This is a genomic window from Glutamicibacter sp. NPDC087673, assembly GCF_044743255.1.
In the GTDB taxonomy this organism is placed as follows: Bacteria; Actinomycetota; Actinomycetes; order Actinomycetales; family Micrococcaceae; genus Glutamicibacter.
The window spans coordinates 559,240-581,233 of the sequence record NZ_JBIUWB010000002.1 but is presented as its reverse complement, the minus strand read 5'-3'; the positions used below and the strand labels follow the sequence as shown (position 1 = coordinate 581,233).

The following is a 21,994-nucleotide window of genomic DNA, read 5'->3' as shown; positions in this document are numbered from 1 at the left end:
TCATCAGAAGCATTGAATTCAGCGGTGTGCCGAAGATTCTTCGGTCGGCCCGCCGCCCAGGGCATGCGAAGCACTGAGCAAGCGCCATGGAACCGAGGCGATCAAGACGCCCGGTTCATAGTGCAGCCGGTTTTTCACTCGTAAAGCGGTTTGGTTGTGCACCAGCTGTTCCCACCAGTGGCCCACTACGTATTCAGGGATGTACACGACGATCAGTTCCCGCGGGGATTCACGCTTGATGGAACGAATATGCTCAATCAGCGCCCCGGGGATATCGCGGTACGGAGAAGCCAGGGCGGTGATCGGCACCGGAATCTGCAGGCGTTCCCAGTCCCGGAGGGTCTTTTCGGTTTTGCTTCGTTCCACATCCACGATGATTGCTTCGAGCTTCGAGGGACGCGAAGCTCGTGCGAAGGCCAAGGCCCGCAGCACCGGCTTGCGCACGGTGGAGACCAGCACCAGTGCATGCACCCGGGAGGGCAGAGCCGTAGCGGCAACGTCCTCATCCACCGCCAGCTCGTCGTCAACTTTCTGGTAGTGGCGCTGCAGCGAATCCATGATCACCATCAAGACCGCAATGCCCAGCACGGCCAACCACGCGCCGTGGACCAAGCGGGTGGCCAAGACGACCACCAGCACCAGTGCCGATAGGACCAGGCCCACCAGGTTCAGCAGGCGCTTGCGCTGCTTGGCCGCACGGATCCTGCGGTCGGCAATGGGAACCAGCACGCGTTTCCAGTGCTTGAGCATGGCCAGCTGGCTGAGCGTAAAGGAAACGAACACGCCCACCACGTAGAGCTGGACCAGCAAGGTGACATCGCCTTGGAACAGCAGCACCAGCGCAATCGCGGCAACGCCCAGGGACAATATGCCGTTGGAGAAGCCTAGCCGATCACCGCGGGTACGCAGCTGGCGTGGCAGGAAGCCGTCGGTAGCCAGATGGCTGGCCAGCAGGGGGAAGGAGTTGAAGGCCTGGTTTCCGGCCAGCAGCAGCACGGCAATGGTCAGCACCGAAACAATGACCAGGCCGAAGGTGAAATTGCCGAACACGGCTTGCGCCAGCTGGCCAAGGACCGGGACCTGCACAAACCCTTCAGGGATCGGCGCACCGTCGAGCAAGAATGAGGCCTGCGGGTCGGCGACGACCTTGATGCCGGTGGCACGGGCAAGCATCAGCGTGCCAAGTGTCAGCACCCCGGAGAGCAGGCCCAGCACCAGCAGGATCCGCGCCGCGTTCTTGGCCCGCGGTTTGGCCAGGGTCTGCACGTTCGAGATCGGGACCTCGATACCGGTCAGCGCCGCCGAACCCGTACTGAAAGCACGCAGGATCAGCAATGCACCGACGACACCGTGCAGCCCATTGGCAAACTCTTCTTCCGGCACAATCGTGAAATCCGCGCTCGGGGCAAGCCCGAGGGTACCGGTCAGCGCCATCACCCCGCCGATAGCGACCAGCAGCAGCATGCCGATCACGAAGAGGTAGACCGGAATGGCCAGGGTCCAGCGCCCTTGTCCCCTGCCGCGCAGATTACCGACCACGAGGAATGCGACAAGGCCAGCAGCCACCCAAGCCTTGTACTCGGCCACTGCCGGGAAAATGGCGGCGAGGTACAGGGCAGCTGATGAGCTGGACACAGCAACGGTGAGCACGAAGTCGACCAGCAGCGCAGCGGCGACCGCTGTTCCCGGGCGCGCACCCAGGTTCTTCTTCACGATCTCGTAGTCGCCACCGCCAGAGGGGTACTCCATGACCGATTGCCGGTAGGACAGCACCAGCACCACCAGCACGGCAAGGACAGCAAGTCCGACCATCGGCGAAAGCGCAGTGGCCGCGATGCCCGCAATGGCCAGCGTCAGCAAGATTTCGTCTGGCGCGTACGCCAAGGACGACAGGGCGCTGGACGAGAAAATCGGCAACGCGACGTTAGGTGGCAACGGCTTCTTTTTCAGCTGTTCAGTTCTGAAAGGCCGGCCCACCAAGATCCGCTTCAGACCGTCAAATAATGCAGGCACGACACAACGTTATCGCAGGGTGCAAGGCACATGGGTGCTGCACCACCGATAAACTGGGTGCGATCAGCGCTATTGTTGCATTCGGAGCACACAGCTTGTGTGCGCCACTGGACATGCAGCAAGCAGTAGACCCAAGGAGTTCTCGGTGGCACATTTCGTGATCATGGGGTGCGGACGCGTCGGTGTCTCGCTCGCCCACACGCTGGATTCAGCGGGGCATTCCGTGGCAGTCATTGACCAGGACCCGCATGCCTTCCGCCGGCTGAGCAAAGGCTTCTCAGGTTCCACGGTGACCGGCATGGGGTTCGACAAGGACACCCTGGAAGCTGCCAAAATCGATGAGGCCTATGCCTTCGCCGCCGTATCCAGCGGTGATAATTCCAACATTCTCGCCACTCGCGTATCGCGCGAAACCTATAACGTCCCCCATGTCGTGGCCCGCATCTACGATCCAGGGCGCGCCGAGATCTACCAGCGCCTGGGTATCCCCACCGTGGCCGCGGTCCGTTGGAGCACCGATCAGGTGCTGCGCCGGATCCTGCCCGACTATTCGATGCGCGGGGACTTCCGGGAGCCATCGGGGCGCCTGGTGCTTTCCGAAGTTGCCCTGCACCGCGACTGGTATGGACGGCTGGTCAAGGAGCTGGAAGCGGCCGCCGGGGTACGAGTGGCCTATCTGACCCGCTTCGGCGAAGGCACCATCCCCGAGAGCCGCACCCGATTGCAGGGCGGCGACCTGGTGCACGTGATGATGCGGCTCGATGAGTCGAAGGACATCGAAAAAATCCTTGCCAGCCCGCCGGCTGCGCAGGCCAACGAATAATCTGAGAGGCACCCCCATGAAGGTCATGATTGCCGGGGCCGGCTCGGTCGGTTCCTCCATTGCCCGCGAACTTGTGATCAACCATCACGAAGTCCTGCTTATCGACCTGCAGCCGGAAATGGCCGAGCGCGCCGACCTGGAAGCGGTGAAGTGGCTGATTGGCGATGCCTGCGAATTAGCTGTCTTGCAGCAGGCACAGCTGGAAGAGTACGACGTGGTCGTTTCGGCAACCGGCGATGACAAGGTGAACCTTGTGGTCTCGTTGCTGGCCAAGAGCGAATTCGGCATCCGGCGCACCGTAGGCCGCGTGAACAATCCGAAGAATGAGTGGATGTTCGATGACGCCTGGGGCGTAGATGTAGCGGTCAGCACCCCGCGGCTGATGACCGCGCTGGTGGAAGAAGCCGTGGAGGTGGGCGACCTGGTGCGGCTGCTGACGCTGAAGACCGGCGAGGTCTACATGGTCGAGTTCACCGTCCCGCACGATTCGGCGTTGATTGGCCGCAGCATCGGGCGCATCTCCTGGCCCGAAGACACCACCATGATGGCAGTGGTTCGCGATAAGACGCCGTTCCCGCCCAGTGCCGATGATGTGATTGAGGGTGGCGATGAAATCTTCTTCATCACCACCCCGCAAGCCGAAGCCTTGTTGCGCCGCACGCTGCGCGACGCCACCCGCTAGACGGCTTGTGCTGGAGGGCTGGTCCCGTTGCTGGCTTCTGCTGCAGGCTTCGAGACCAGCCAGGCAAACCAGAGCCCCGCTGCATACAGCGGCACCCCCATCAAGGCGCGGGCCAAGCCCAAGGCCACGACGTCATCTGCGATGTACATCGGGATCTGCACTGCAAGGCGCAGCGCGAAAACAGCAATGATGATCCAGGTGGCCACCTGGTAGCGGCGCAAACGCCCGGGTTTCTTGCGCCACTCGGTGCCTTCGTTGCGGATGAACGCGAAGAGCAGACCGATCAGCGGCCAGCGGGCCATCACCGAAATCAGCAATCCCGCCAAGTAGGCGGCCGATACGTAGAACCCTGGAATGTAGTAGTCCTTGGCATTGCCTGAATTGCGTGCGGCGAAGGCGCAGATCAGGATGCCGATCAGCCCGGAGCCGGCCTGGATCAGCGTCGAGCGCTTGGCTAGGCGGATGATCATGAACACCACGCCAAGACTGATCGAAGCGATCAGCCCCCAGCCCAGATTGGAGGTCAGCGCGAAGACCATGATGAACACGAAACCGGGAAGCACCGTTTCCAGGATTCCGCGCACGCCACCGACGGTGGAGAGCAGATCTATCCCGCCGTCGGCATTTTGCGCGATGTTGGCGTTCGAGCCAATCATTTCCGCGAAGCTTGGATGCTTTGCTTCCGGCGTGGATCCATCTTCCGGACGCGATTCGTCGTTGTTCATCATGTTTTCTTCCAGTTAGACGCCAGCATGCTCTCGTTCTCAAGACCTTGAGGGAACGCGCGGATCACCCGCGGGCCTCCGGCACGATTACGTAGCGCGGATTAAAGATCGTCGGAACTTGATCCACGGGAGCGACCATTCCCGAGTATTCCACCTTCACGCCCGGCTTGATTCCCGGAACGGATTTCTGGCCCATGAACGCCAAACGCACATGCGGTACAGTCCCGCGACGAGCAGACACCGCACCGAGCCGGTCGACCACCACCGCGGTCAGCGTGGGTGCGACGTGTGGCGCGGAATAGCTAACCGATTGGATGTAGCCCGTGTGCTCCACCCTGCCCTTGACAGGCAGCTGTTCCAAGCTGTCCAGTCGCTGGTAGCTGAGCTTTTGGCCCGAGGGGCCAAGCAGCGCAGTGACGGGTTTGTCCTTCAGCGACATGCATTAGCCGATCTGGGTGATCTCTGGTCCGCGTTCTGGACGCTTCAGCTCAGAGTTCTGCTCAGGGTTCTGCTCAGTGCCTGCCGGGCGGGCCTGCGCATTGGCCGGAACACTCAGGGGCAGGAGTTCGGCCGGTGGCAGTGGCTTGTCGCCGCGGTTGACCACGACAGTGCGCAGGATCCCGTCAACGATGCCAGCCGCTTCTTCGTCTCCAATGGCAGCGCCGCCAATGACCGCACGCAGGAACCAGCGGTGGCCGTCGATGCCGACAAAGCGCAGGGCGACATGCCCGGCGCGACCATCAGGCAGCTGCTGCGGCACCTTGGCGAGCAGCTCCTGGCCGTAATCGCCGTCGCGGGTGAAAATTTCGCCGTTCTGGGCACTGATATCGCTCTTGATCTTGTCGCTGATGCCAGGCCACAGCGATTCGGACTTCGAGGAAGAGAAAGCCATCAGCTGGATACGCGACTCGGCGATCTCCAGCGACACCGCGATGACACGCTTGTTGGACTCTTCAACGTCCATGCGGACCTTCAAGCCTGCTACTGGCTTGATCAGGATCGAGCCGAAGTCAAGGTATTCCTGCGTATTCTCGACCTCGCTGTAGTCGAACGGGCCGTCCTTCGGCTCGGCCTCACCCTGGCCTGCCTCAGCAGCTGGTGCGTCGACTGGCTGGTCTTGGGCTTTCTTGCGCTTGAAAATCATGGTGTCCTTAGAAAATCTCGTCTTGCACTCAAGGGTACTTACTTGGAACTGAATCCGCCGGTCGAACCGAACCCGCCAGCGCCGCGAGCACTGTCGTCCAGCGAATCGACTTGGATGAACGCTGCCTGCTCGACTTTCTGGATTACCAGCTGGGCGATTCGGTCGCCTCGGCTGACTTCGAAAGACTCAGACGTGTCGGTATTCAGCAAGGTGACCATGATCTCACCACGGTACCCCGCGTCAACAGTGCCCGGTGCATTCACAACGGTAATGCCGTGCTTAGCAGCCAAGCCGCTGCGCGGATGCACGAGACCGACATAGCCATGCGGGAGGGCCAGCGCAATGCCTGTTGGAATGAGCGCGCGGGCGCCAGGCTCCAGCACCAGCGACTCGCGAGCATGCAAGTCAGCACCGGCATCTGACGGATGCGCGTAGCTGGGAACCGGCAGTTCGGTGTCAAGCATCTTGATGGCAATGGAAATTGATGGCTCACTCATCGGTGTAGGTCTTCCCCCGGAGTTATGTGAAATAGTCACTCGATAGTTTCTCGTGGCTAACTCTATCGCGCGCGCAGGGCAATCCCCTGCCGCCAGCCCCGAGGTCATGGAACCAGGAAATATTGCCTAAACTTGGAACCATGAGTAATTCCAGCCCCGAGGGTTCGAACGTCCTGTACAGCGAAAAGCTCTGGCCATCGGCCAGCACCTGGATTTGGCCGATCATCATTTCCATCACCGCAGGTATCGCAGTAGCACCGATTAACAGCATCCTTGGATGGGTTGCCGGTGGCGTAGTTCTGATTTCACTGGTCGCGGTGTTCCTGCTGCGCGTGCCAGCCATCGAAGTCACCGATGATCTGGTCACCGTTGGCCGGGCCAGCATTGAACGCAAGTACATCGGCAACGTCGTCGGCTACCGTGGCGACGAAGCTTTCAAGCAGCGTGGACAGAAGCTTCACGGCTTGGCCTACATGCTGTTGCGTGGCTGGATCGACGGTGCCGTGCGCATGGAAGTGACCGACGAGCGAGACACCACGCCGTACTGGCTGACTTCCACCCGCCGTCCCGAAGAGCTGGCTGCCGCACTCTCGGGCGTGATGTACGAATTCACCGAGGAAGGCAAGGCCGAAGCAGCCAAGCAGGAACAGGCAGAAGACGCTTCAGGCGAATAGCATTCACGGCTCCATGGAATAAAGCGATGGCGTCCTGGACCTTCCGGTCCAGGACGCCATCGCTGTCAGAACTGTTGCGTAAGCTTCCTACCCTTCGCACTCGCTGCAGAATTTCTGCCCGTTGTCTTCACGGGCCAGCTGCGTGCGGTGACGCACCATGAAGCAAGATGCGCAGGTGAACTCGTCTGCCTGCTCCGGCAGGATCTCGATGCTCGCTTCTTCCTGCGATGCTTCGCCGCCGGGCAAAACATATTCCTCAGCCAAGGGTGTTTCGGCCTCATCGACCAGGTTGGCCATGGCTGCGGTCTTGCCTGCCTTGAGCTGAGCGATTTCCTTGGCTCGTTCCGCTTCTGACATTGCCACGGGTGCAGCAGATTCATTTGCCATAATCGTTTTTCGCTCTTTTCTGCAGGTCTTCGTCCTAGCCGGCTGCTTCACAAGGTGAAAACTTATACCGGCATAGAAGTATAGCGTTATTCCGGGTCATCCATTCCCGTTCTTGCCACGCTATGCCATGGGCGGAAGGTTCAAGGAATTACTGCGTGAGGTTGATGACTAATCTTGCGCCACACCCTGCGCGGTGGTAGGAATTCAGGCCTCGAGGTGGCAGAGTTTTACACAGGAAATAGAGCGTGTGGAGGGTAGGAATGCGTCAGCTGAGACTGGTAGGAATTCATGAAAATGGTTCCAGCCTGCAGGTCAGCAGCGACGACGGGATGAGCTTCGAGCTACCTGTTGACGATGCACTGCGCAGTGCAATGGCCGAAATTGCCCGTTCGCGGGCTCCAAGGAACCGTGAGGAGTCCTCGGTCCATTCGCCGCGCGAAATTCAAGCGCGAGTGCGCGCTGGTGCTTCCGCCTACGATCTGTCTCTCGAGTGGGATATCCCAGTCGAGGACATCGTCAAGTACGAAGGTCCGGTACTGGCTGAGCGCGAGCACATCGCCGAGCTAGCACGTCGTGTCGAGGTTTCAGGACCACAAACCGATGCCGAATACCGCGAAGTATTCGGCGAAGAGCCTGCGGATCTTGGTTCCATGGTGGTCCACCGCCTGCACCAGCTGCACATCGACGCCGACTCGGCTCGCTGGAACGCCTGGAAAGATCCAGAAGGCCAATGGATCGTTACCGTGCAGTTCGATTCCCCGCTGCCGACCGAGAATGTCGAGTCCCTGGGCTCGGATTCCACTGAGACTTCCTCGAACAGTGCGCGGTGGGCATTCACCCCGGCACGCAAGTCGTTGAAAAATCTGAACCGCTGGGCACAAACCTTGAGCGAACAGGTGGCCCCTGAGTACTTTCGCCCGGTCTCTGCGCTGAACCAGCCAGAGCCTGAGCCGGCTCCTGCAGCCAGCACCCCGGAACCGGATGAGACCGAAGAACTGGTCACGTTGCTGAACGCTCGTCGTGGGCAGCGCACGAAGGACCAGGATCCGGAGCGCGAGTCACGCTACAACGAGATCATCGAACGCAGCATGAGCAAGTACGACGCCGACAATGAGGACTCGCTGCCGCACCTTCCGCAAGGAATTTCGGCACGCACTTCGCAGCTGGTGGTCGTCACCGATCAGGATGCCGGCGGTGCGAACAGCACTGAGGACAAGCCGTCCGAGCAGAATGCCGAGGAGTCCGCTCCGCGCAAGGCCAAGCGGTCTTCGGTCCCCAGCTGGGATGACATCATGTTCGGCAAGCGCAAGAAGGACACCGATTCCTGACGCGCCGCCGAGCTAGAGCGCATACGGGTGCGGGAGCAGCATTGATTCAATGCTGCTCCCGCACCCGTATGCGCTTGTTCCGTTGAGAACTAGGTGGTGCGGTGCACCAGCAGCGGGATGAAGCGCTCCCCCGCAGTGAGCGATCCGTGCTGCCCTACCATGTCAAACGCCATCGGCGTAACGCGTCGGCCGTCGTAGAAAGCGATAGCTTCCGCTGCCAGAATCATCAGATCACCCAGCCGGGCTGCATGCTCTTCGGTAATGGCGCCGAAGTAGCCCAGTTCAATGGCTTCCTCGCGCGTCATCACCCAGGCTTTGGTGCCGTAGGCCTGCTGCCAGGCCTCGCGTACGCGTAACCGGCTAGCCGCGTCGGTCTGCGTGTCGAAGGTCAATTGGACTCCACGAGGTTCGCCGCTGGTCAGCTCCACGCCTTCGATAAGCTCCGGCTGCTGGCTGTAGTCGATGCGTTGGGATGCGGGGATGTCCACCATTCCATGGTCACCGGTAATCAGCACCGTGGTTTCTTCTGGCAGCTTGGAGACCAGGTTCTTAATGACGTAATCCAACTCTTCGAGCGTGTCCCGCCATTGGCTGGAGTCCACGCCGAATTTGTGTCCGGCCTTGTCCAATTCATTGAAGTACGTGTAGACCAGCGAATTGCGGTTCGACTCGAAAATGGTTCGGGTAGCACGCGCACGGGCCGCAGGCTGGTTCGCCGGCACGAATTTGGGGCCGCGCAACGACGCGCGAGTCAGGGCCGACTTGGCGAACATCGGAATAGACACGGTAGCCACGTGGATGCCGTGCTCGGCGACTTTCTGGAATACGGTCGGGCGAGTCTGCCACGCTTCGGGGTCCAAGTCCCGTGGCCATCCTCCGAGCTGGTTAACTACACGGCGCTTGGCCGGATCGATGACGTCATAGCCAACCATTCCATGTTCGCCGGGAGCCAGGCCCGTGGCCAGGCTGCTCAGGGAAGTCGCGGTGGTGGAAGGGAATCCCGTTCCCAGCTTCTGCCCCTTTTCGAACAGGCCGCGCAGGAAGGGTGCATGCCCGAGATGGCTTTTGAGCTGGTTCCAGCCCAGTCCGTCAACCATAATCAGTGCCACACGTTTTGTCGGGGCAAAGCCCAAAGCGTTCTCGTAGCCCGGAACGCCCATTGCAGCGGCTGCCGAAGGAAGGATCTCCGACAGCGTAGCTTGGCCGTATTTGGGCGCGTCCGGGATTTTCTGTGCCGGGACAGGCAGGTTGCTGCGTTTCTGTTCCTCGATCATGCTCAGGCGATCGTGGCCAGGCGCAGGCGGACAGCGAATTCCCGGGCCTTGTTCACGGCCTGCTGGCCGTCGGCCTCGGCGCTGACGCGGATAACCAAGTCCTCAGGCTGCGAGGTGCCGTTCAGCCCATGGTCGGCATCGCACTGCGGGTCGGCGCAGGCGGCAGGGGCCAAATCGATCCGCTTGGTTCCGTTCCAGGACAGGCCGAAGGTCAATTCCTTGACCGGGTCAGCGGCCGAGTAATGCTGCGGCTGGTGGTAGACGTAACTGGTGGCAACCGAGGCGATGCGGGCCAGGGAAATCATTTCGACGGAGACCTGCGCCATGACGTCCTTGCCGTGGTCGTCAAGCTGCTGGTCATCGACGTGCACAATGAAAAGCACCTTTTCACTCATCACCATAACGGTGATATGGCGGTGCACTTCGGTATGGTCGAAGTGAGTTTCCAGATGTACATAGTGGTCAAGCACTGGTTGGCCCATCATGGCTTCAGCCAGTACATCCTGGACCATCTGCGGATAAAAACCCGCACGGACCAGATCATGCTGAAGCTCAGCGCCAGGAGTGGTCGAATACGTTGGAGAACTCATGCCCCAATTCTACTCAGTCGCCACAGGCAATTCACGTTTCGGCGATTGCACTCAATTACGCAATGCCCGGCGGACGCTATCTGTGCGTTGCTCAGCGTTGCTGATCTGGATGTTCACCGCCAGCACGCTCAACGAATCGGTGGCAACGGTGATCGGCGCGAATTTGGCAACGGTCACTTCAGGATGGTTGTCCTTGAAGAGCGAGACGCGGGTGATGAAGTCCTTCAGGGCATCAAGATCCACCGCCGGCAATCCCTGGTAGCCGAAGAGCCGCACGCTGCTGCGCGGACGGCGGATGAGCTGTTCCAGATCATGGGTGGAGAACGGCGCCACGCCGTGGGCCCAATCATCGAGCAGGTTTACCGGATCGCCGCTGAGCCCGAAGGAAATGACTGGACCAAGCAACGGGTCTTCCACGGCCTTGACCACGCAAGCCTGGCCAGCAGGAGCCATGCTCTGCACTTCCAGGGAGTCCACGCCGTAAACCGCCATCAGCGACTTCATATGCGTGAAGTTCGCTTCCAGGCTCTGCTTGTCCGGGATGCTCAAGCGCACGCCGCCCAAGTCCAGGCGTTGGCGCAGATCAGGGTCGTTGGCTTTCAGTGCCACCGGCCAGCCGAATTCTTCGGCCGCCGCAACAGCTTCTTCTGCGGTGTGCACCACCCGATGGGACAGGAACTTGATCCCGTAGAAGTCCAGCAGCTTCTGCACCTGCGCGTCGTCCAATTCCAGCAGGTTGGTCCCCGAGATGGTCTGCACCAATTCATCAAGGTACTCCGCGGCACCGTCCACGTCGATTCCAGCTGGATCCTTCATCGGCTCGTAGGGAACGTCAACCCACTGCTGGTATCCATAGGCCTTGGCCAGGGCGCCGATGACGGTGGTTGGCGAGGTGTATACCGGAATCCCCTGCTTCAGGCCGCCAGTAATTTTCGTATCCGCCAGGCCCGGAACCAATGCCACCACTGGTTTTGGCTGGCCAATGAACTCCTTGGCGACCTTCAGAACTGCGCTGGTATCCAGCTCCGAGTAGGGCAGGTGCGCCAGCAGAATGGTGTGGATCTGCGGGTCTTCCACCAGTTCCTTGATCCGGGCGCGCAGCACCGGAATGGCCTTGGACTGGCCCATGCTGTAGTCCAGCTCTTCGCTCTGCACGACGGTGTTCAGGTTCCTGTCCTCGGCGACATCGCACACCACCTCTGCGATGGTCGAGGAGTTGGACAGGATCGCAACGTTCGGGCCCTTCGGCGCAGGGAAGACCGAAAGCAGGGCCGTGACATCCAGCAGCTCTTCTGATGAACGCACGCGAATCACGCCAGACTGGCGAAGAATTGCGTTCATTGCACCTGGTGGCGCTTGGCCTACGCGCACCGAGTGGCCCGGAGGAAGGCGGCGGCCCATCACATCGGATTTAGCCACGATCACAGGCTTGCTGCGGGCCAGGCGCCGGGCGATGCGTGCGAACTTGCGTGGGTTGCCAAAGGATTCCAGGTACAACGCGACAACATGGGTACGCGGGTCGTCCTCAAAGAACTGCATCGCGTCGTTGCCGGATACGTCAGCGCGCAGGCCTGCGGAAATGGCGCTGCTGGGGCCAACACCTTGCTGCAAGGCCACACCCTGGATGATTGTGCCCATGGCGGCCGATTGGGTGAAGAATCCGACGTTTCCGGATGGCGGAACGTGGTGGCTTCCGGTGGCATACAGCTTCACCTGCGGGTCGGTATTCATCAGCCCGGCAGAACCCGGCCCTACCACCCGCATGCCGTTGGCACGAGCCAGCGACACAAGTTCACGCTGGGCACTCAACCCTTCCGGAGTTTCGTAGCCGGTGGTCATGATGACCAGGGATTTGACCCCGTGGGTGGCGCAGTCCCCGATGGCTTCCATGACCCCTTCGCGCGGAATGCACAGGAAGGCGACATCCACCGGTCCCGGGATTTCGGTGATCTTCCCATAGGCCACCATGCCGCCCACTTCCAAGGCCGCATCGTTCACCGCATACACGGCACCGGTGTACCCGGATTCCACAATTTGTTCCAGCACGTCGTGCCCCAGCTTGCCCCAGGTGCGGCTGGCTCCGATGACGGCAACGGACCTAGGCGCCAGAAGAGCAGCAACACTGCTCGCCTCGGCGCGGTGTTCTCGCGCCTCGGTCACTTCGCGGGATTTCTCGGTGGGACTGATGGAAAATTCGAGCATGACTACGCCGTCTTCAAAATGCCGTGCGACCGCGTACCCGGCATCGGAGAAGACGGTGAGCATCTTCCGGTTCTCTGGAAGAACCTCGGCCGAGAACTTCTCGATGTCGTTTTCACGGGCCGCCGCGGCCAGATGCTCCAAGAGGATCGAGCCGATACCAGTGCCCTGGTATTCGTCCGAGACGTTGAAGGCGACTTCCGCCTCCCTCGGGTCATCCAAGCGGTCGTAGCGGCCGACGCCGATGATCCTTGCGCCACGAACCACGGTGAAGGCGACGCGATTCACATGGTCGACATTGGTGAACCGTTCGAGCTCTTTAGGGGTCAGTGACGACTTATACGTAAAATAGCGTAAGTAGACTGACGTCTCAGACTGCTGCTTGTGCATCTCCTGGAGCGCTTGGGCATCCTGCGGAGTAATCGGCCGCAGGTGTGCAGTTGTCCCATCGCGAAGCACAACATCTGCTTCCCAATGCGCCGGATATGCCGCCGAAAGTTTACGATCCACCATAGGCTTAGGATAGTCGGCAGTTCGGCGTTGCGCCCAGATGCAACACGAAGATTCGGCAGTTCCGGCCCTAAGACAGTAGATGAAGGACGAACAGAGTAATGGCTCGTAAGAAGTCTGAAGAGATTCCAGCGGATTTCGTTGAAAATATCGTCGATATAGACGTCACCAATGAAATGGAATCATCCTTCTTGGAGTATGCCTACTCGGTGATCTACTCCCGCGCGCTTCCCGATGCCCGTGATGGGCTGAAGCCAGTTCAGCGCCGCATCCTCTTCCAGATGGCGCAAATGGGCTTGCGCCCGGAGAAGGGCCATGTCAAGTCCGCCCGCGTGGTCGGCGAAGTGATGGGCAAGCTGCACCCCCATGGCGACACCGCGATCTACGACGCCATGGTCCGCCTGGCCCAAGACTTCTCCCTTCGGCTGCCATTGATCGATGGCCACGGAAACTTCGGATCGCTCGATGACGGCCCGGCAGCCCCGCGTTACACCGAGGCCCGTCTGGCAGCCTCCGCTGTTGCCATGACCGCTAATCTGGACGAAGAGGTCGTGAACTTCGTCCCGAACTACGACAACCAGTTCATGCAGCCCGAAGTGCTGCCGGCAGCATTCCCCAATCTGCTGGTCAATGGCACCACCGGCATTGCCGTGGGCATGGCCACCAACATGGCTCCCCACAATCTGGGCGAAGTTGTCGCTGCTGCGCAACACCTGCTCAAGGAACCTGACGCCACCGTCGAAGAACTCATGAAGTTCATTCCGGGCCCGGATTTGCCCTCGGGCGGCAGCATTACCGGTTTGGACGGCATCAAGGATGCCTACCGCACCGGTCGTGGCTTGTTCCGCACCCGAGCTACCGTGGCCCTGGAGAAGATCTCCGCACGCAAGTCGGGCCTGGTAGTCACCGAACTGCCTTATGGCGTGGGCCCTGAAAAGGTCATCGAGAAGATCAAGGATGGCGTCAACAGCAAGAAGATCTCCGGCATCTCCGATGTTGTCGACCTGACCGACCGGCATCACGGCCTGAAGCTGGTTATCGAGCTGAAGAACGGTTTCAACCCGAACGCTGTCCTGGCCAGCCTGTACAAGTACACCCCGATGGAAGACTCCTTCGGCATCAATAACGTTGCCCTGGTCGACGGCCAGCCACGCACCATGGGGCTGGGCGAACTGCTCACCGTGTATGTGGACCACCGACTGGATGTTGTACGCCGTCGCACCGCGCATCGCCTGGCCAAGCGTGAAGACCGTTTGCATCTGGTGGAGGGCCTGCTGATTGCCATCGTTGATATTGACGATGTCATTGCCATTATCCGTTCCTCCGAGCAGACCGCAGAAGCACGCGAACGCCTGATGACGGTCTTCGACCTGAGCGAGCCGCAGGCCAGCCACATCCTGGAACTGCGGTTGCGCCAGCTGACCAAGTACTCCACGCTGGAGCTGGAGACCGAAGCCGAGCAGCTGCGCAACGAAATCGAGGAACTGCGCGCCATTTTGGAGTCCGATGAGCTGCTGCGCACCCTGGTTTCCGATGAGCTCGGGGAAATGGCCGACACTTTCGGCACCCCGCGCCGGACCAAGCTGCTGAAGTCTGCTCAGCTGGCACCGCTGAAGGGCACCGCGTTGCCTGAAGAAGTCGGGACAGGCAAGAAGGCCAAGTTGGCCATGGAAGTCTCCGACAGCCCGTGCTGGGTATTGCTCTCGGCCACGGGGCAGCTCGCCCGGACTCCTGATCGGGACGTCGTGGACTACTCCGCGGCGCGCATCAAGCACGACGTGCTCACCTCGCAGGTTGCTTCCAGCGCCCGTGGTGAGATCGGAGCGCTGACGAGTGTCGGACGGATTATTCGCATCTCGCTGATCGATGTTCCGGTGCTTCCCGAATCCCATGGCTTCCCGCAGCTGGCCCACGGCGTGCCGATCTCCGAGTTCCTCAAGCTGGGCAAGGGCGAAAGCGCGGTGGCACTGGTTCCGCTGAACCAGGTGATTGCCGTGGGCACCAAGAACGGTGTGGTCAAGCGGGTCACCCCGGACTACCCGCTGAACCGTGACGAGTTCGAGGCGATCACGCTCAAGGACACCGACGTCGTGATTGCCGCGGCGCCGGCCGAGGATGCCGATGAGCTGGTGTTCCTGACCAGGCAGGCTCAGCTGCTGCGTTTCAGCGCTTCGGCGGTGCGTGCCCAGGGCCGCACCGGACAAGGCATGGCCGGCATCAAGCTCGCCGCCGATGACCAGGTGATCTTCTTCGGTGTGGTTCCTGCCGGTGCTGGCGACGCGGTGGTAGCCACGATCGCTGCCGGTTCGCAGACCCTTCCTGGCACCTCGGGCCAGTCGGTGAAGCTCACCGACTTCTCCGAGTTCCCGGCGAAGGGCCGCGCCACCGCGGGCGTGCGCGCTCACCGTTTCGTCAAGGGTGAGGACTACCTGCAGCTGGGCTATGCCGGCCAGGGTCCTGCGCGTGCCAGCTCCACGGCAGGCGTAGTGCGTGCTTTGCCTACCGAATATGGCAAGCGCGATGGTTCGGGCGCGCCTTTGGCCCAGTCAGTGAACATCATTGGCGGAACCATTGCCGGCGGGCACGATGCTTCTGCAGCACCTGCTGCCCAGGACCTCCAGGCAACCGCGCGGCAAGAAGCGTTGATTCCCGAGACAACCAAGGCAAAAGCGGCCCCGGCCATCACGCCGGGCGAAGACGCACTGCCTTTCGACGACGGTGGAGTAATCCTCTAATCCAGCAGCGCCAGAACTGAACGCGGCGTCGTTTCCACCTCCTATCCGTGGGTGGAAGCGACGCCGCAGTCCTATGCGCTGACCCTGGGCTTCTGGCTTCCCAGTTCAATGCGGTGGGTGCACTGCCCGGCAAGCATCTGGTCATGGGTGATCAAGACGACGGTTCGTCCGGCAAGGGCGAGATGCAAGGTGGAAAGCAGGTCCTGGGCTTCATCCACCCCCAGATGGGCAGTCGGTTCATCAAGCAAGATGATCTGGTGGCCGCCCACCATGGCACGGGCCACGGCGAGCTTGCACCGCTGACCGCCGGAGAGCTGGTGCCCGCCGGAACCGATGCGTGCCTCGAGGCCTTCTGGCTGTGTTGCCAACCAGTCCGACAGCCCGACTTGCTCCAGCACTTCTTCCAGCTGCGCATCGCTGCGCAGCTGGCCTTCAGTGACGCCCAGCATCAGGTTCCGGCGAATCGAGGAGTCGAAGAGGTGCGCCTCTTGCGGGCACCAGGCAACCGATGACAGGTCTGCCTGCTCTAGATCCAGCCGGTTCCCGCGGGCATCGATGCCCTTCAACTTGCCCGATTGCGCTGGCAACGCGCCCAGCAACGCGGTGAGCAACGTCGATTTGCCAGAACCCGATGGACCGGTAATGGCCGTCCATTGCCCTGCCGGGATGCGGGCGTTCAGATTCTCCAGAACTGGCGTTCCCTGCTCGTACCCGAGGCTCAGCGCTTGCGCATCGAAGCCGGCGATCCTGCTTTGCTTCACCGGCGGGTTGTGCTGCGCTGCTCGTGCGCCGTGGCTTTGCATGCCGCGTTCTTCCAGCTTCGATGACAGTACCTTCAGCGCCCGCCCCTGCTGCACCGCCAGCAGGGCATTGCCAGCGCTCTCCCCCAAGGCCAGGCCCAGGAGCACGGCCAGTGCCGTAAACGATGCGCTGCTGTGCGATAGCGCGGTGATGGCAATGGCAAGCAATACGCTGGTCAACGCGGCCAGGGCCGTGGCGCTGCCTTGGCCCAGGGCATGCCGGCGAGCGCGCTGCGTATTGCGTGCTTCGGCGTCCTGGAACCGGCCAATGGTCCGTTCCATGGCCTGATTGCTGCGCAGTGCGGACTTGTGCCGCAAGATGCCCAGCACGCTCTGGTTCATCTGCATCCGGTGGCTGAGCTGATGCACGAGGTGTTCGCCTTCAATGCGCTGCACAAGCCAACGCACCGGGAAGACCAGCACCAGCAGCGCACCGAGGGCCAGATATCCGAATTCGGGCTGGATGAAGTACAAGGCCGTTGCTGCTGCAACCCACACTACGATTGCCTGCAGCGGCGGGAACAGCACCCGGGCCAATAGGTCGCGCAGTTCATCGACCTCGGCCAGCAAGAATCGCAGGATGACCGAGGAACGGGTCAGCAAGCCCCACTGTGCGGGGTTGGCCACCATCGCGTTCCACATCTTCTCGCGCAAATCCGAGGCATAGGCCAGCACCGCGTCGTGAATCGCGAGCTGTTCCAGGTAGCGGAAGGCAGCTCGTCCGATTCCCAGGCCTCGGACCATCGCGAAGGCTACGGTCAGGTGCAAGATGGGAGGCTGGTAGCTGGCTTCAACGATCAGCCAACCGCTCAGGGCCGCGAGCGCCACGGCGCATAGCACGCTGACTGTCCCCCAGAGCACGCCCTTGGGGGCAGCTTTGTACCCGGCAAGCAAGTCGCGCATCGGGGTGAACTTGGACTTCACCGGCCGTTGGCCAGTGGCGCCAGGCTGCGTTGCCGCGGTGGCTCGCGACCGGTTGCCTGCGGATTCTTCACGGTGGGCAGGGCCAGCACCATGCGCTATGCTGCCCGCACGTTCGTCCTGCCCGAAGGCGGGGTCGTGGCTGGCGACCAGCATCGCGCAGCGGGCTGGAAGTTCACTCAGCAGTTCGCGTACTTGCTGGGCGTTGCGCTCATCGAGGTGCGCGGTAGGCTCATCGGCCAGCAGCACGGTGCAGTGGTCGTCGCTGTGAACCCGCAGCAACGCGCGCAGCACTTCCAGGCGGCGCAGCTCGCCGGGTGAATATTCACCGATCGGGCGCTCGAGCATGGACTCCATCGATAGCCGGGAGCTGAGCTCTCGGCGCAGTTCAGCCGATGCCGCGGGGGCGTCCTGGTCCAGTTGCCCGTTGCCGGTTGCTGCGTTGAATTGCGGATGCTGGCTAATCACTGCAAGCTGGCCGGCTATGAAGACCCGCCCGGTGGCCAAGGCCGGATCGAAGGTGTTGTCGCTGCTGTGCGCCTCGGCGATCAGCTTGAGCAGCGTGCTCTTGCCCGAACCGCTGGCAGTGGACAATACCAGGCGCTCCCCCGCGCGCAACTGAATATTCACGGCTTGGTGGATTGGATGCATGCCATCGTAGCTGATCCGCAGGTCCGCGACGTCCAGGACGCTATCTGCATTCCTGGCAGTGCTGGCACGAAGCTGATGGACCGGGGTGGCAGCGGTGATGGCTGTGTACTTCTGGTAGGCAGCCAGCCCGTCATCGGCCGCATGGTAGGCAGAGCCCACTTCGCGCAGTGCCGAGAACAGCTCGGGTGCCAGGATGAGGATTATCAGCCCGGCGGCGAGATCCATATTCCCGCTGACCAGTCTCACGCCGATCATCACCGCGAGTACCGCCACCGAAAGGGTTGCGATCAGTTCCAGCCAGAAGCTGGACATGAATACGGTTTTCAGGTTGGCCATGGTGGCCGCCCGGTATTTGCTGCTGACGGCGGCGATGGCGCTGCCGTGGGCCCGTGCCCGGCCCAAGCCCAGCAGTGCGGGCAAGCCCTGGGCGAGTTCGTAGAGCTGGTGGGCAAGCCGATCCAAGGTGGCTTGGGATTCGTTGAGGGTGTCCTGGGTGTGCATGCCGATCAATGCCATGAACACCGGCACCAGCGGGATCGTCAGGAGCAGCACCACTGCGCTGATCCAGTCCAGCTGCAGAATGTAGAGGCCAAGCAGCAGCGGGACGGCCAGGGCGCCGATGAGCGCAGGAATGAATTTGGTGAAGTAGTCATCGAGCTTCTCAAGGCCATGGCTGGCCAAGGTGGCGGTGACCGGTATGGAATGCTGTTCCGCCGCGGGGACGATGGCCGGTTGCGCGGCTTGCCTGCGCACCAGGTTCAGCCGTAGCCGTTCCTTCGCGCCCAGGCCCATGCGGCGGGCGCCGGCGTTCAATCCCCATGCGCTGAGCGCTCGAAGCGCGGCGCCGGCCAGCGCCAGGATCAGCAGGTGCGATTTATTGGCCCCTCCATCGGCCATGGTGGCGATCCATTGGCCCAGCGCGTAGGCGACGAATACCAGCCCGACGACTTTGAGCGCGGAGAACAGCGCCAAAACCAGGAATTGTCGTGGCGTGATCAGTTCACGCGGCAGGAATCGCGGGGCTGGCATTACTACTTCTTTCCCTCGGAAATGCGGTTACTTGATGATGGAGACGACTCGATGAGTTTCTGGAATGTGCTCTTCGCGCAAGCGCTTGCGGAAGACCCAGTAGCTCCAGGCCTGGTACGCCAGGACCATTGGCACGCCGAAGGCGGCCACGACGCTCATGAGCTTCAGAGTGTAGGCAGTGCTCGACGCGTTAGCCACGGTCAGGTCGAAGGCCGGGTCGATGGTCGATGGCAGCACTACCGGGTAAGCGGCGGTGAAGATCGCTGCGACCCCGGCGAGCAAGGTGGCGCCCAGGGCGATGAAGGAGATCCCCTCGCGCCCAGCGCGGCCGCTGGCTATCGAAATGGCCAGGCAGACCGCTGCCAGGCCCAACACCGCCCAGGCGATGGTGGAATCGTTGTCCAGCAACACCAGCAGGACCCACACGACTAAGGGCAGGATTGCTAGCGGCATCCAGCGGCCTACGAGCTTTCCTGCTTCATGGCGGACCTTTCCGTCGGTTTTCAACCGCAGGAATGCCAACGCATGGATCCAGCAGAACGCCACCACTGCTGCGCCGCCGAGGACGGCATGCCAGTTCAGCCACGCGAAGGCCCCGCCGATTCGGTCGCCGTTCTCGTTCAAAGGCAGACCCAAGGTGGTCAATGCCAGCATGGCACCGACGCCGAAGGCGGCCACCAGCGATCCGATCCCCAAGGCCAGGTCCCAGGCTTTCCGGGTTGCTGCGGTAATCGCCTTGCCTCGGTACTCAATGGCAACGGCACGGAAAATCAACGCCAGCAGGACAAAGGTCAGCGGAATGTAGAGGGCCGAGAACAACGAGGCGTACCAGTGCGGAAACGCTGCGAAGGTCGCACCGCCGGCGGTCAGCAGCCATACCTCGTTGCCATCCCAGACCGGGCCGATGGTATTGAGCAAGAGCCGTTTGCGCTTCTCGGTGGAACGGCCGAGACCGATGAGCATGCCCACCCCGAGGTCAAAGCCTTCGAGGAAGAGATAGCCGCACCAGAGCAGCGCGATCACAATGAACCAAAGTGTTGGAAGCCAATCCATTGATGTTCTCCTTAGTCCGTGCCGCTAGTAGGCGAAGGCCAGTACGTCGTCGTCATCGTTGTCCGGGTCCGAGGGGCCGTCCGCTGGTGAATGATCTGACGGTTCAAGCTCCGGCATTGCCGATGCCACGCCGCCACGAATGTAGCGGCTGAGCAGCACCAGTTCCACGACCAGCAGCACACCGTAGATTGTCGTGAGCGCGATCAGCGAGAAGAGCAGTTCTCCTGCGCTCACTGTCGGAGAGACCGATGCTGCGGTGTACATGAACACCTGGTCCACGCCACCCATCTGCGGGTTGGGGACTACAGTGAATGGCTGCCGGCCCATTTCGGTGAAAATCCAGCCAGTGGCGTTTGCGCCGAAGGGTGCGGCAATGCCTAGCAGGGCAAGGCGCGAGAGCCATTTGTTTTCTGGGACGGTGCCCTTGCGAGTGATCCATAGCGCAACGCCAGCAGCCAATGCCGAGAGCCCGCCGAGGGTGATCATCAAGCGGAAGCCCCAGTAGGTCACTTCCATCACTGGCAAGTAGTTGATTTCCTGGCCTGCGTACTTGCCGAAGGATTCATCGTTCGGATAGTACTTGCCGTATTTTTCCTGGTATTCCGGAATCAGCGTGTTCACGCCCTTGATTTCGGTGGTGAAATCCCCATTGGCCAGATACGAGAGAATGCCCGGGATTTCGAAGACCGCTACGACGTTGTCGCAGTTGGTTGAACCCTTGGCGGTGATATCTCCCAAGGACAGCACCGAGAAGCCTGTTCCATCGTGGCAAGCTGCCTCCGCAGCAGCCATTTTCATCGGCTGCTGCTCGAACATGAGCTTTGCTTGTTCGTGCCCGCTCAGTGCCACACCGAGGAACGCGACCATTGCTACCGCGGCGCCGATGCGCAGGGACTTGATCCAGACTTGGTAGTCCACCTTGTCACGGCTTTTACCGCGGCTGGGATCTTCGCCCACGACAACATATCCGTTGGCATCCACCGAGTCGATGCCTTCTTTGCGTCGGCGGTAGAGATGGAACCATGAGATGCCCAGCAGGAAGCCGCCGGCAACGGCGAAGGCACCGAAAATAGTGTGCGGGAACGTCACTAGCGCCGTGTTGTTGGTGAACACCGCCCATGCGTCGGTCATCACGGCTCGGCCGTCAACTATTTTCGTTCCAACCGGGTGCTGCATCCATGAGTTCGCAACAAGGATGAAGTAGGCGGAAAAGATCGTTGCCAGGGATGCGCACCAGATGGTTGCCAGGTGCACGCGTTTGGGAAGCTTCTTCCAGCCGAAGATCCAGAGCCCCAGGAATGTAGATTCTACGAAAAAGGCCAGCAGTGCTTCCATGGCCAACGGCGCTCCGAATACGTCCCCTACATAGCGGCTGTATTCGCTCCAAGCCATGCCGAACTGGAACTCTTGGACAATGCCCGTGGCGATGCCCATGATGAAGTTGATCAGGAAAAGCTTGCCCCAGAATTTTGTCATTCGCAGCCAGTGCTCGTTGCCGGTGCGATGCCACATGGTTTGCAGCGTGGCCACGGTCAGGCCTAGTCCAATGGTCAGGGGCACCATCAGGAAGTGGTAGACCGTCGTAATGCCGAATTGCCAGCGGGCAATCTCTAGAGCATCCATGGATTCCTCAACTATCGTGGGATCGAAGTTCAATCACTTTTCTACGTTCCGTAGAAAAGTTCTCCAAGGCCACCATAGACGATTTCGACAGCGTGTAGAAATCGAGACGATGAGCAATTTCAGAAACTGGAAACTTCGCCAGTGCGCACGTGGGCGCAAATACTAAGCCTATTGACAGGGTTGTGTCTACGGTTCTTAAAAAACCCAAGTCAACAAGTTTCACCCGCGACATTCTCGCACCTCATTGCGAAACGGGTAAAGCATGTACTCACCCCTCTCTTTTACATGCCGTAGAAATATTGTGGAAAGATGGCTACAATTAAGAACCCAAGCAGT

At 61.0% G+C, this 21,994-nt stretch carries 17 protein-coding genes; 5 read left to right on the top strand and 12 right to left on the bottom strand.

The annotated features are described in order from the left end of the window. Window positions 1-18 precede the first annotated feature (18 nt). Entirely contained in the window at window positions 19-2,013 is a 1,995-nt protein-coding gene (locus ACIOTL_RS07075; protein WP_400342210.1) for an APC family permease, read from the bottom strand. 145 nt (window positions 2,014-2,158) lie between these two features. Here ACIOTL_RS07075 and ACIOTL_RS07070 point away from each other — a divergent pair, with 145 nt between their 5' ends. Together ACIOTL_RS07070 and ACIOTL_RS07065 are read left to right on the top strand one after the other, a co-directional pair. Next, a complete protein-coding gene (locus tag ACIOTL_RS07070; protein ID WP_133834263.1) occupies window positions 2,159-2,836 on the top strand; it encodes a TrkA family potassium uptake protein in 678 nt (225 codons plus the stop codon). A 16-nt stretch (window positions 2,837-2,852) separates the two neighbouring features. Then, window positions 2,853-3,518: a TrkA family potassium uptake protein gene (locus ACIOTL_RS07065; RefSeq protein WP_105656752.1), complete on the top strand. Its 666-nt coding sequence runs from the start codon at window positions 2,853-2,855 to the stop codon at window positions 3,516-3,518. On the opposite strand, the gene ACIOTL_RS07060 is transcribed toward ACIOTL_RS07065, so the two are convergent. The 4 genes from ACIOTL_RS07060 to dut form a co-directional block, all read right to left on the bottom strand. After that, entirely contained in the window at window positions 3,515-4,246 is a 732-nt protein-coding gene (locus tag ACIOTL_RS07060; RefSeq protein ID WP_400342209.1) for a DUF3159 domain-containing protein, read from the bottom strand. The two genes, ACIOTL_RS07065 and ACIOTL_RS07060, sit on opposite strands and share 4 nt — an antisense overlap. A gap of 61 nt (window positions 4,247-4,307) precedes the next feature. Beyond that, complete coding sequence (locus ACIOTL_RS07055; protein WP_105656753.1) at window positions 4,308-4,682, bottom strand: hypothetical protein; 375 nt, start codon at window positions 4,680-4,682, stop codon at window positions 4,308-4,310. Window positions 4,683-4,685: 3 nt separating this feature from the next. Further along, entirely contained in the window at window positions 4,686-5,387 is a 702-nt protein-coding gene (locus ACIOTL_RS07050; protein WP_105656754.1) for a DUF3710 domain-containing protein, read from the bottom strand. 38 nt (window positions 5,388-5,425) lie between these two features. Then, window positions 5,426-5,884: a dUTP diphosphatase gene (dut, locus tag ACIOTL_RS07045; RefSeq protein WP_400342208.1), complete on the bottom strand. Its 459-nt coding sequence runs from the start codon at window positions 5,882-5,884 to the stop codon at window positions 5,426-5,428. Window positions 5,885-6,024: 140 nt separating this feature from the next. Between dut and ACIOTL_RS07040 the strand changes: the two genes are divergently transcribed. Beyond that, window positions 6,025-6,558: a DUF3093 domain-containing protein gene (locus ACIOTL_RS07040; protein WP_133834266.1), complete on the top strand. Its 534-nt coding sequence runs from the start codon at window positions 6,025-6,027 to the stop codon at window positions 6,556-6,558. An 87-nt stretch (window positions 6,559-6,645) separates the two neighbouring features. Here the strand turns inward: ACIOTL_RS07040 and ACIOTL_RS07035 are convergent, their stop codons facing one another. Beyond that, a complete protein-coding gene (locus tag ACIOTL_RS07035; protein ID WP_105656757.1) occupies window positions 6,646-6,945 on the bottom strand; it encodes a DUF4193 family protein in 300 nt (99 codons plus the stop codon). Between the two features lie 260 nt (window positions 6,946-7,205). On the opposite strand from ACIOTL_RS07035, the gene sepH reads away from it, so the two are divergent. After that, window positions 7,206-8,273 carry a septation protein SepH gene (sepH, locus tag ACIOTL_RS07030; RefSeq protein WP_400342207.1) on the top strand — a complete coding sequence of 356 codons (1,068 nt, stop codon included), beginning with the start codon at window positions 7,206-7,208 and terminating at the stop codon, window positions 8,271-8,273. 89 nt (window positions 8,274-8,362) lie between these two features. Here the strand turns inward: sepH and ACIOTL_RS07025 are convergent, their stop codons facing one another. The 3 genes from ACIOTL_RS07025 to ACIOTL_RS07015 are packed head-to-tail and all read right to left on the bottom strand — an operon-like array spanning window position 8,363 to window position 12,849. Continuing rightward, a complete protein-coding gene (locus ACIOTL_RS07025; protein WP_400342206.1) occupies window positions 8,363-9,547 on the bottom strand; it encodes an alkaline phosphatase family protein in 1,185 nt (394 codons plus the stop codon). A 2-nt stretch (window positions 9,548-9,549) separates the two neighbouring features. After that, window positions 9,550-10,137: a DUF5998 family protein gene (locus ACIOTL_RS07020; protein WP_105656760.1), complete on the bottom strand. Its 588-nt coding sequence runs from the start codon at window positions 10,135-10,137 to the stop codon at window positions 9,550-9,552. 51 nt (window positions 10,138-10,188) lie between these two features. Further along, window positions 10,189-12,849 (bottom strand): GNAT family N-acetyltransferase, encoded by a 2,661-nt coding sequence (locus tag ACIOTL_RS07015; RefSeq protein WP_332486008.1) that lies wholly within the window; start codon window positions 12,847-12,849, stop codon window positions 10,189-10,191. A 98-nt stretch (window positions 12,850-12,947) separates the two neighbouring features. On the opposite strand from ACIOTL_RS07015, the gene ACIOTL_RS07010 reads away from it, so the two are divergent. After that, window positions 12,948-15,581: a DNA topoisomerase (ATP-hydrolyzing) subunit A gene (locus tag ACIOTL_RS07010; protein WP_105656762.1), complete on the top strand. Its 2,634-nt coding sequence runs from the start codon at window positions 12,948-12,950 to the stop codon at window positions 15,579-15,581. A gap of 71 nt (window positions 15,582-15,652) precedes the next feature. Here ACIOTL_RS07010 and cydC read toward each other — a convergent pair whose 3' ends face one another. From cydC to ACIOTL_RS06995, 3 genes are read right to left on the bottom strand one after another with little or no spacing between them, the layout of a single operon-like run. Then, window positions 15,653-18,982, bottom strand: coding sequence for a thiol reductant ABC exporter subunit CydC (cydC, locus tag ACIOTL_RS07005; RefSeq protein WP_400342205.1), 3,330 nt, complete (start codon window positions 18,980-18,982; stop codon window positions 15,653-15,655). Between the two features lie 27 nt (window positions 18,983-19,009). Then, window positions 19,010-20,035 (bottom strand): cytochrome d ubiquinol oxidase subunit II, encoded by a 1,026-nt coding sequence (cydB, locus tag ACIOTL_RS07000; protein WP_400342203.1) that lies wholly within the window; start codon window positions 20,033-20,035, stop codon window positions 19,010-19,012. Between the two features lie 24 nt (window positions 20,036-20,059). After that, window positions 20,060-21,658: a cytochrome ubiquinol oxidase subunit I gene (locus ACIOTL_RS06995; protein WP_105656765.1), complete on the bottom strand. Its 1,599-nt coding sequence runs from the start codon at window positions 21,656-21,658 to the stop codon at window positions 20,060-20,062. Window positions 21,659-21,994: the final 336 nt, after the last annotated feature.

Excerpts from the sequence above, each read along its gene's own strand:
- ACIOTL_RS07055 (WP_105656753.1), bottom strand. The coding sequence starts at position 4,682 with ATGTCGCTGAAGGACAAACCCGTCACTGCGCTGCTTGGCCCCTCGGGC.
- ACIOTL_RS07040 (WP_133834266.1), top strand. The coding sequence starts at position 6,025 with ATGAGTAATTCCAGCCCCGAGGGTTCGAACGTCCTGTACAGCGAAAAG.
- cydC (WP_400342205.1), bottom strand. The coding sequence starts at position 18,982 with ATGCCAGCCCCGCGATTCCTGCCGCGTGAACTGATCACGCCACGACAA.
- ACIOTL_RS07010 (WP_105656762.1), top strand. The coding sequence starts at position 12,948 with ATGGCTCGTAAGAAGTCTGAAGAGATTCCAGCGGATTTCGTTGAAAAT.
- ACIOTL_RS07050 (WP_105656754.1), bottom strand. The coding sequence starts at position 5,387 with ATGATTTTCAAGCGCAAGAAAGCCCAAGACCAGCCAGTCGACGCACCA.
- ACIOTL_RS07035 (WP_105656757.1), bottom strand. The coding sequence starts at position 6,945 with ATGGCAAATGAATCTGCTGCACCCGTGGCAATGTCAGAAGCGGAACGA.
- cydB (WP_400342203.1), bottom strand. The coding sequence starts at position 20,035 with ATGGATTGGCTTCCAACACTTTGGTTCATTGTGATCGCGCTGCTCTGG.
- ACIOTL_RS07020 (WP_105656760.1), bottom strand. The coding sequence starts at position 10,137 with ATGAGTTCTCCAACGTATTCGACCACTCCTGGCGCTGAGCTTCAGCAT.
- ACIOTL_RS07015 (WP_332486008.1), bottom strand. The coding sequence starts at position 12,849 with ATGGTGGATCGTAAACTTTCGGCGGCATATCCGGCGCATTGGGAAGCA.
- ACIOTL_RS07025 (WP_400342206.1), bottom strand. The coding sequence starts at position 9,547 with ATGATCGAGGAACAGAAACGCAGCAACCTGCCTGTCCCGGCACAGAAA.
- dut (WP_400342208.1), bottom strand. The coding sequence starts at position 5,884 with ATGAGTGAGCCATCAATTTCCATTGCCATCAAGATGCTTGACACCGAA.
- sepH (WP_400342207.1), top strand. The coding sequence starts at position 7,206 with ATGCGTCAGCTGAGACTGGTAGGAATTCATGAAAATGGTTCCAGCCTG.
- ACIOTL_RS07065 (WP_105656752.1), top strand. The coding sequence starts at position 2,853 with ATGAAGGTCATGATTGCCGGGGCCGGCTCGGTCGGTTCCTCCATTGCC.
- ACIOTL_RS06995 (WP_105656765.1), bottom strand. The coding sequence starts at position 21,658 with ATGGATGCTCTAGAGATTGCCCGCTGGCAATTCGGCATTACGACGGTC.
- ACIOTL_RS07060 (WP_400342209.1), bottom strand. The coding sequence starts at position 4,246 with ATGATGAACAACGACGAATCGCGTCCGGAAGATGGATCCACGCCGGAA.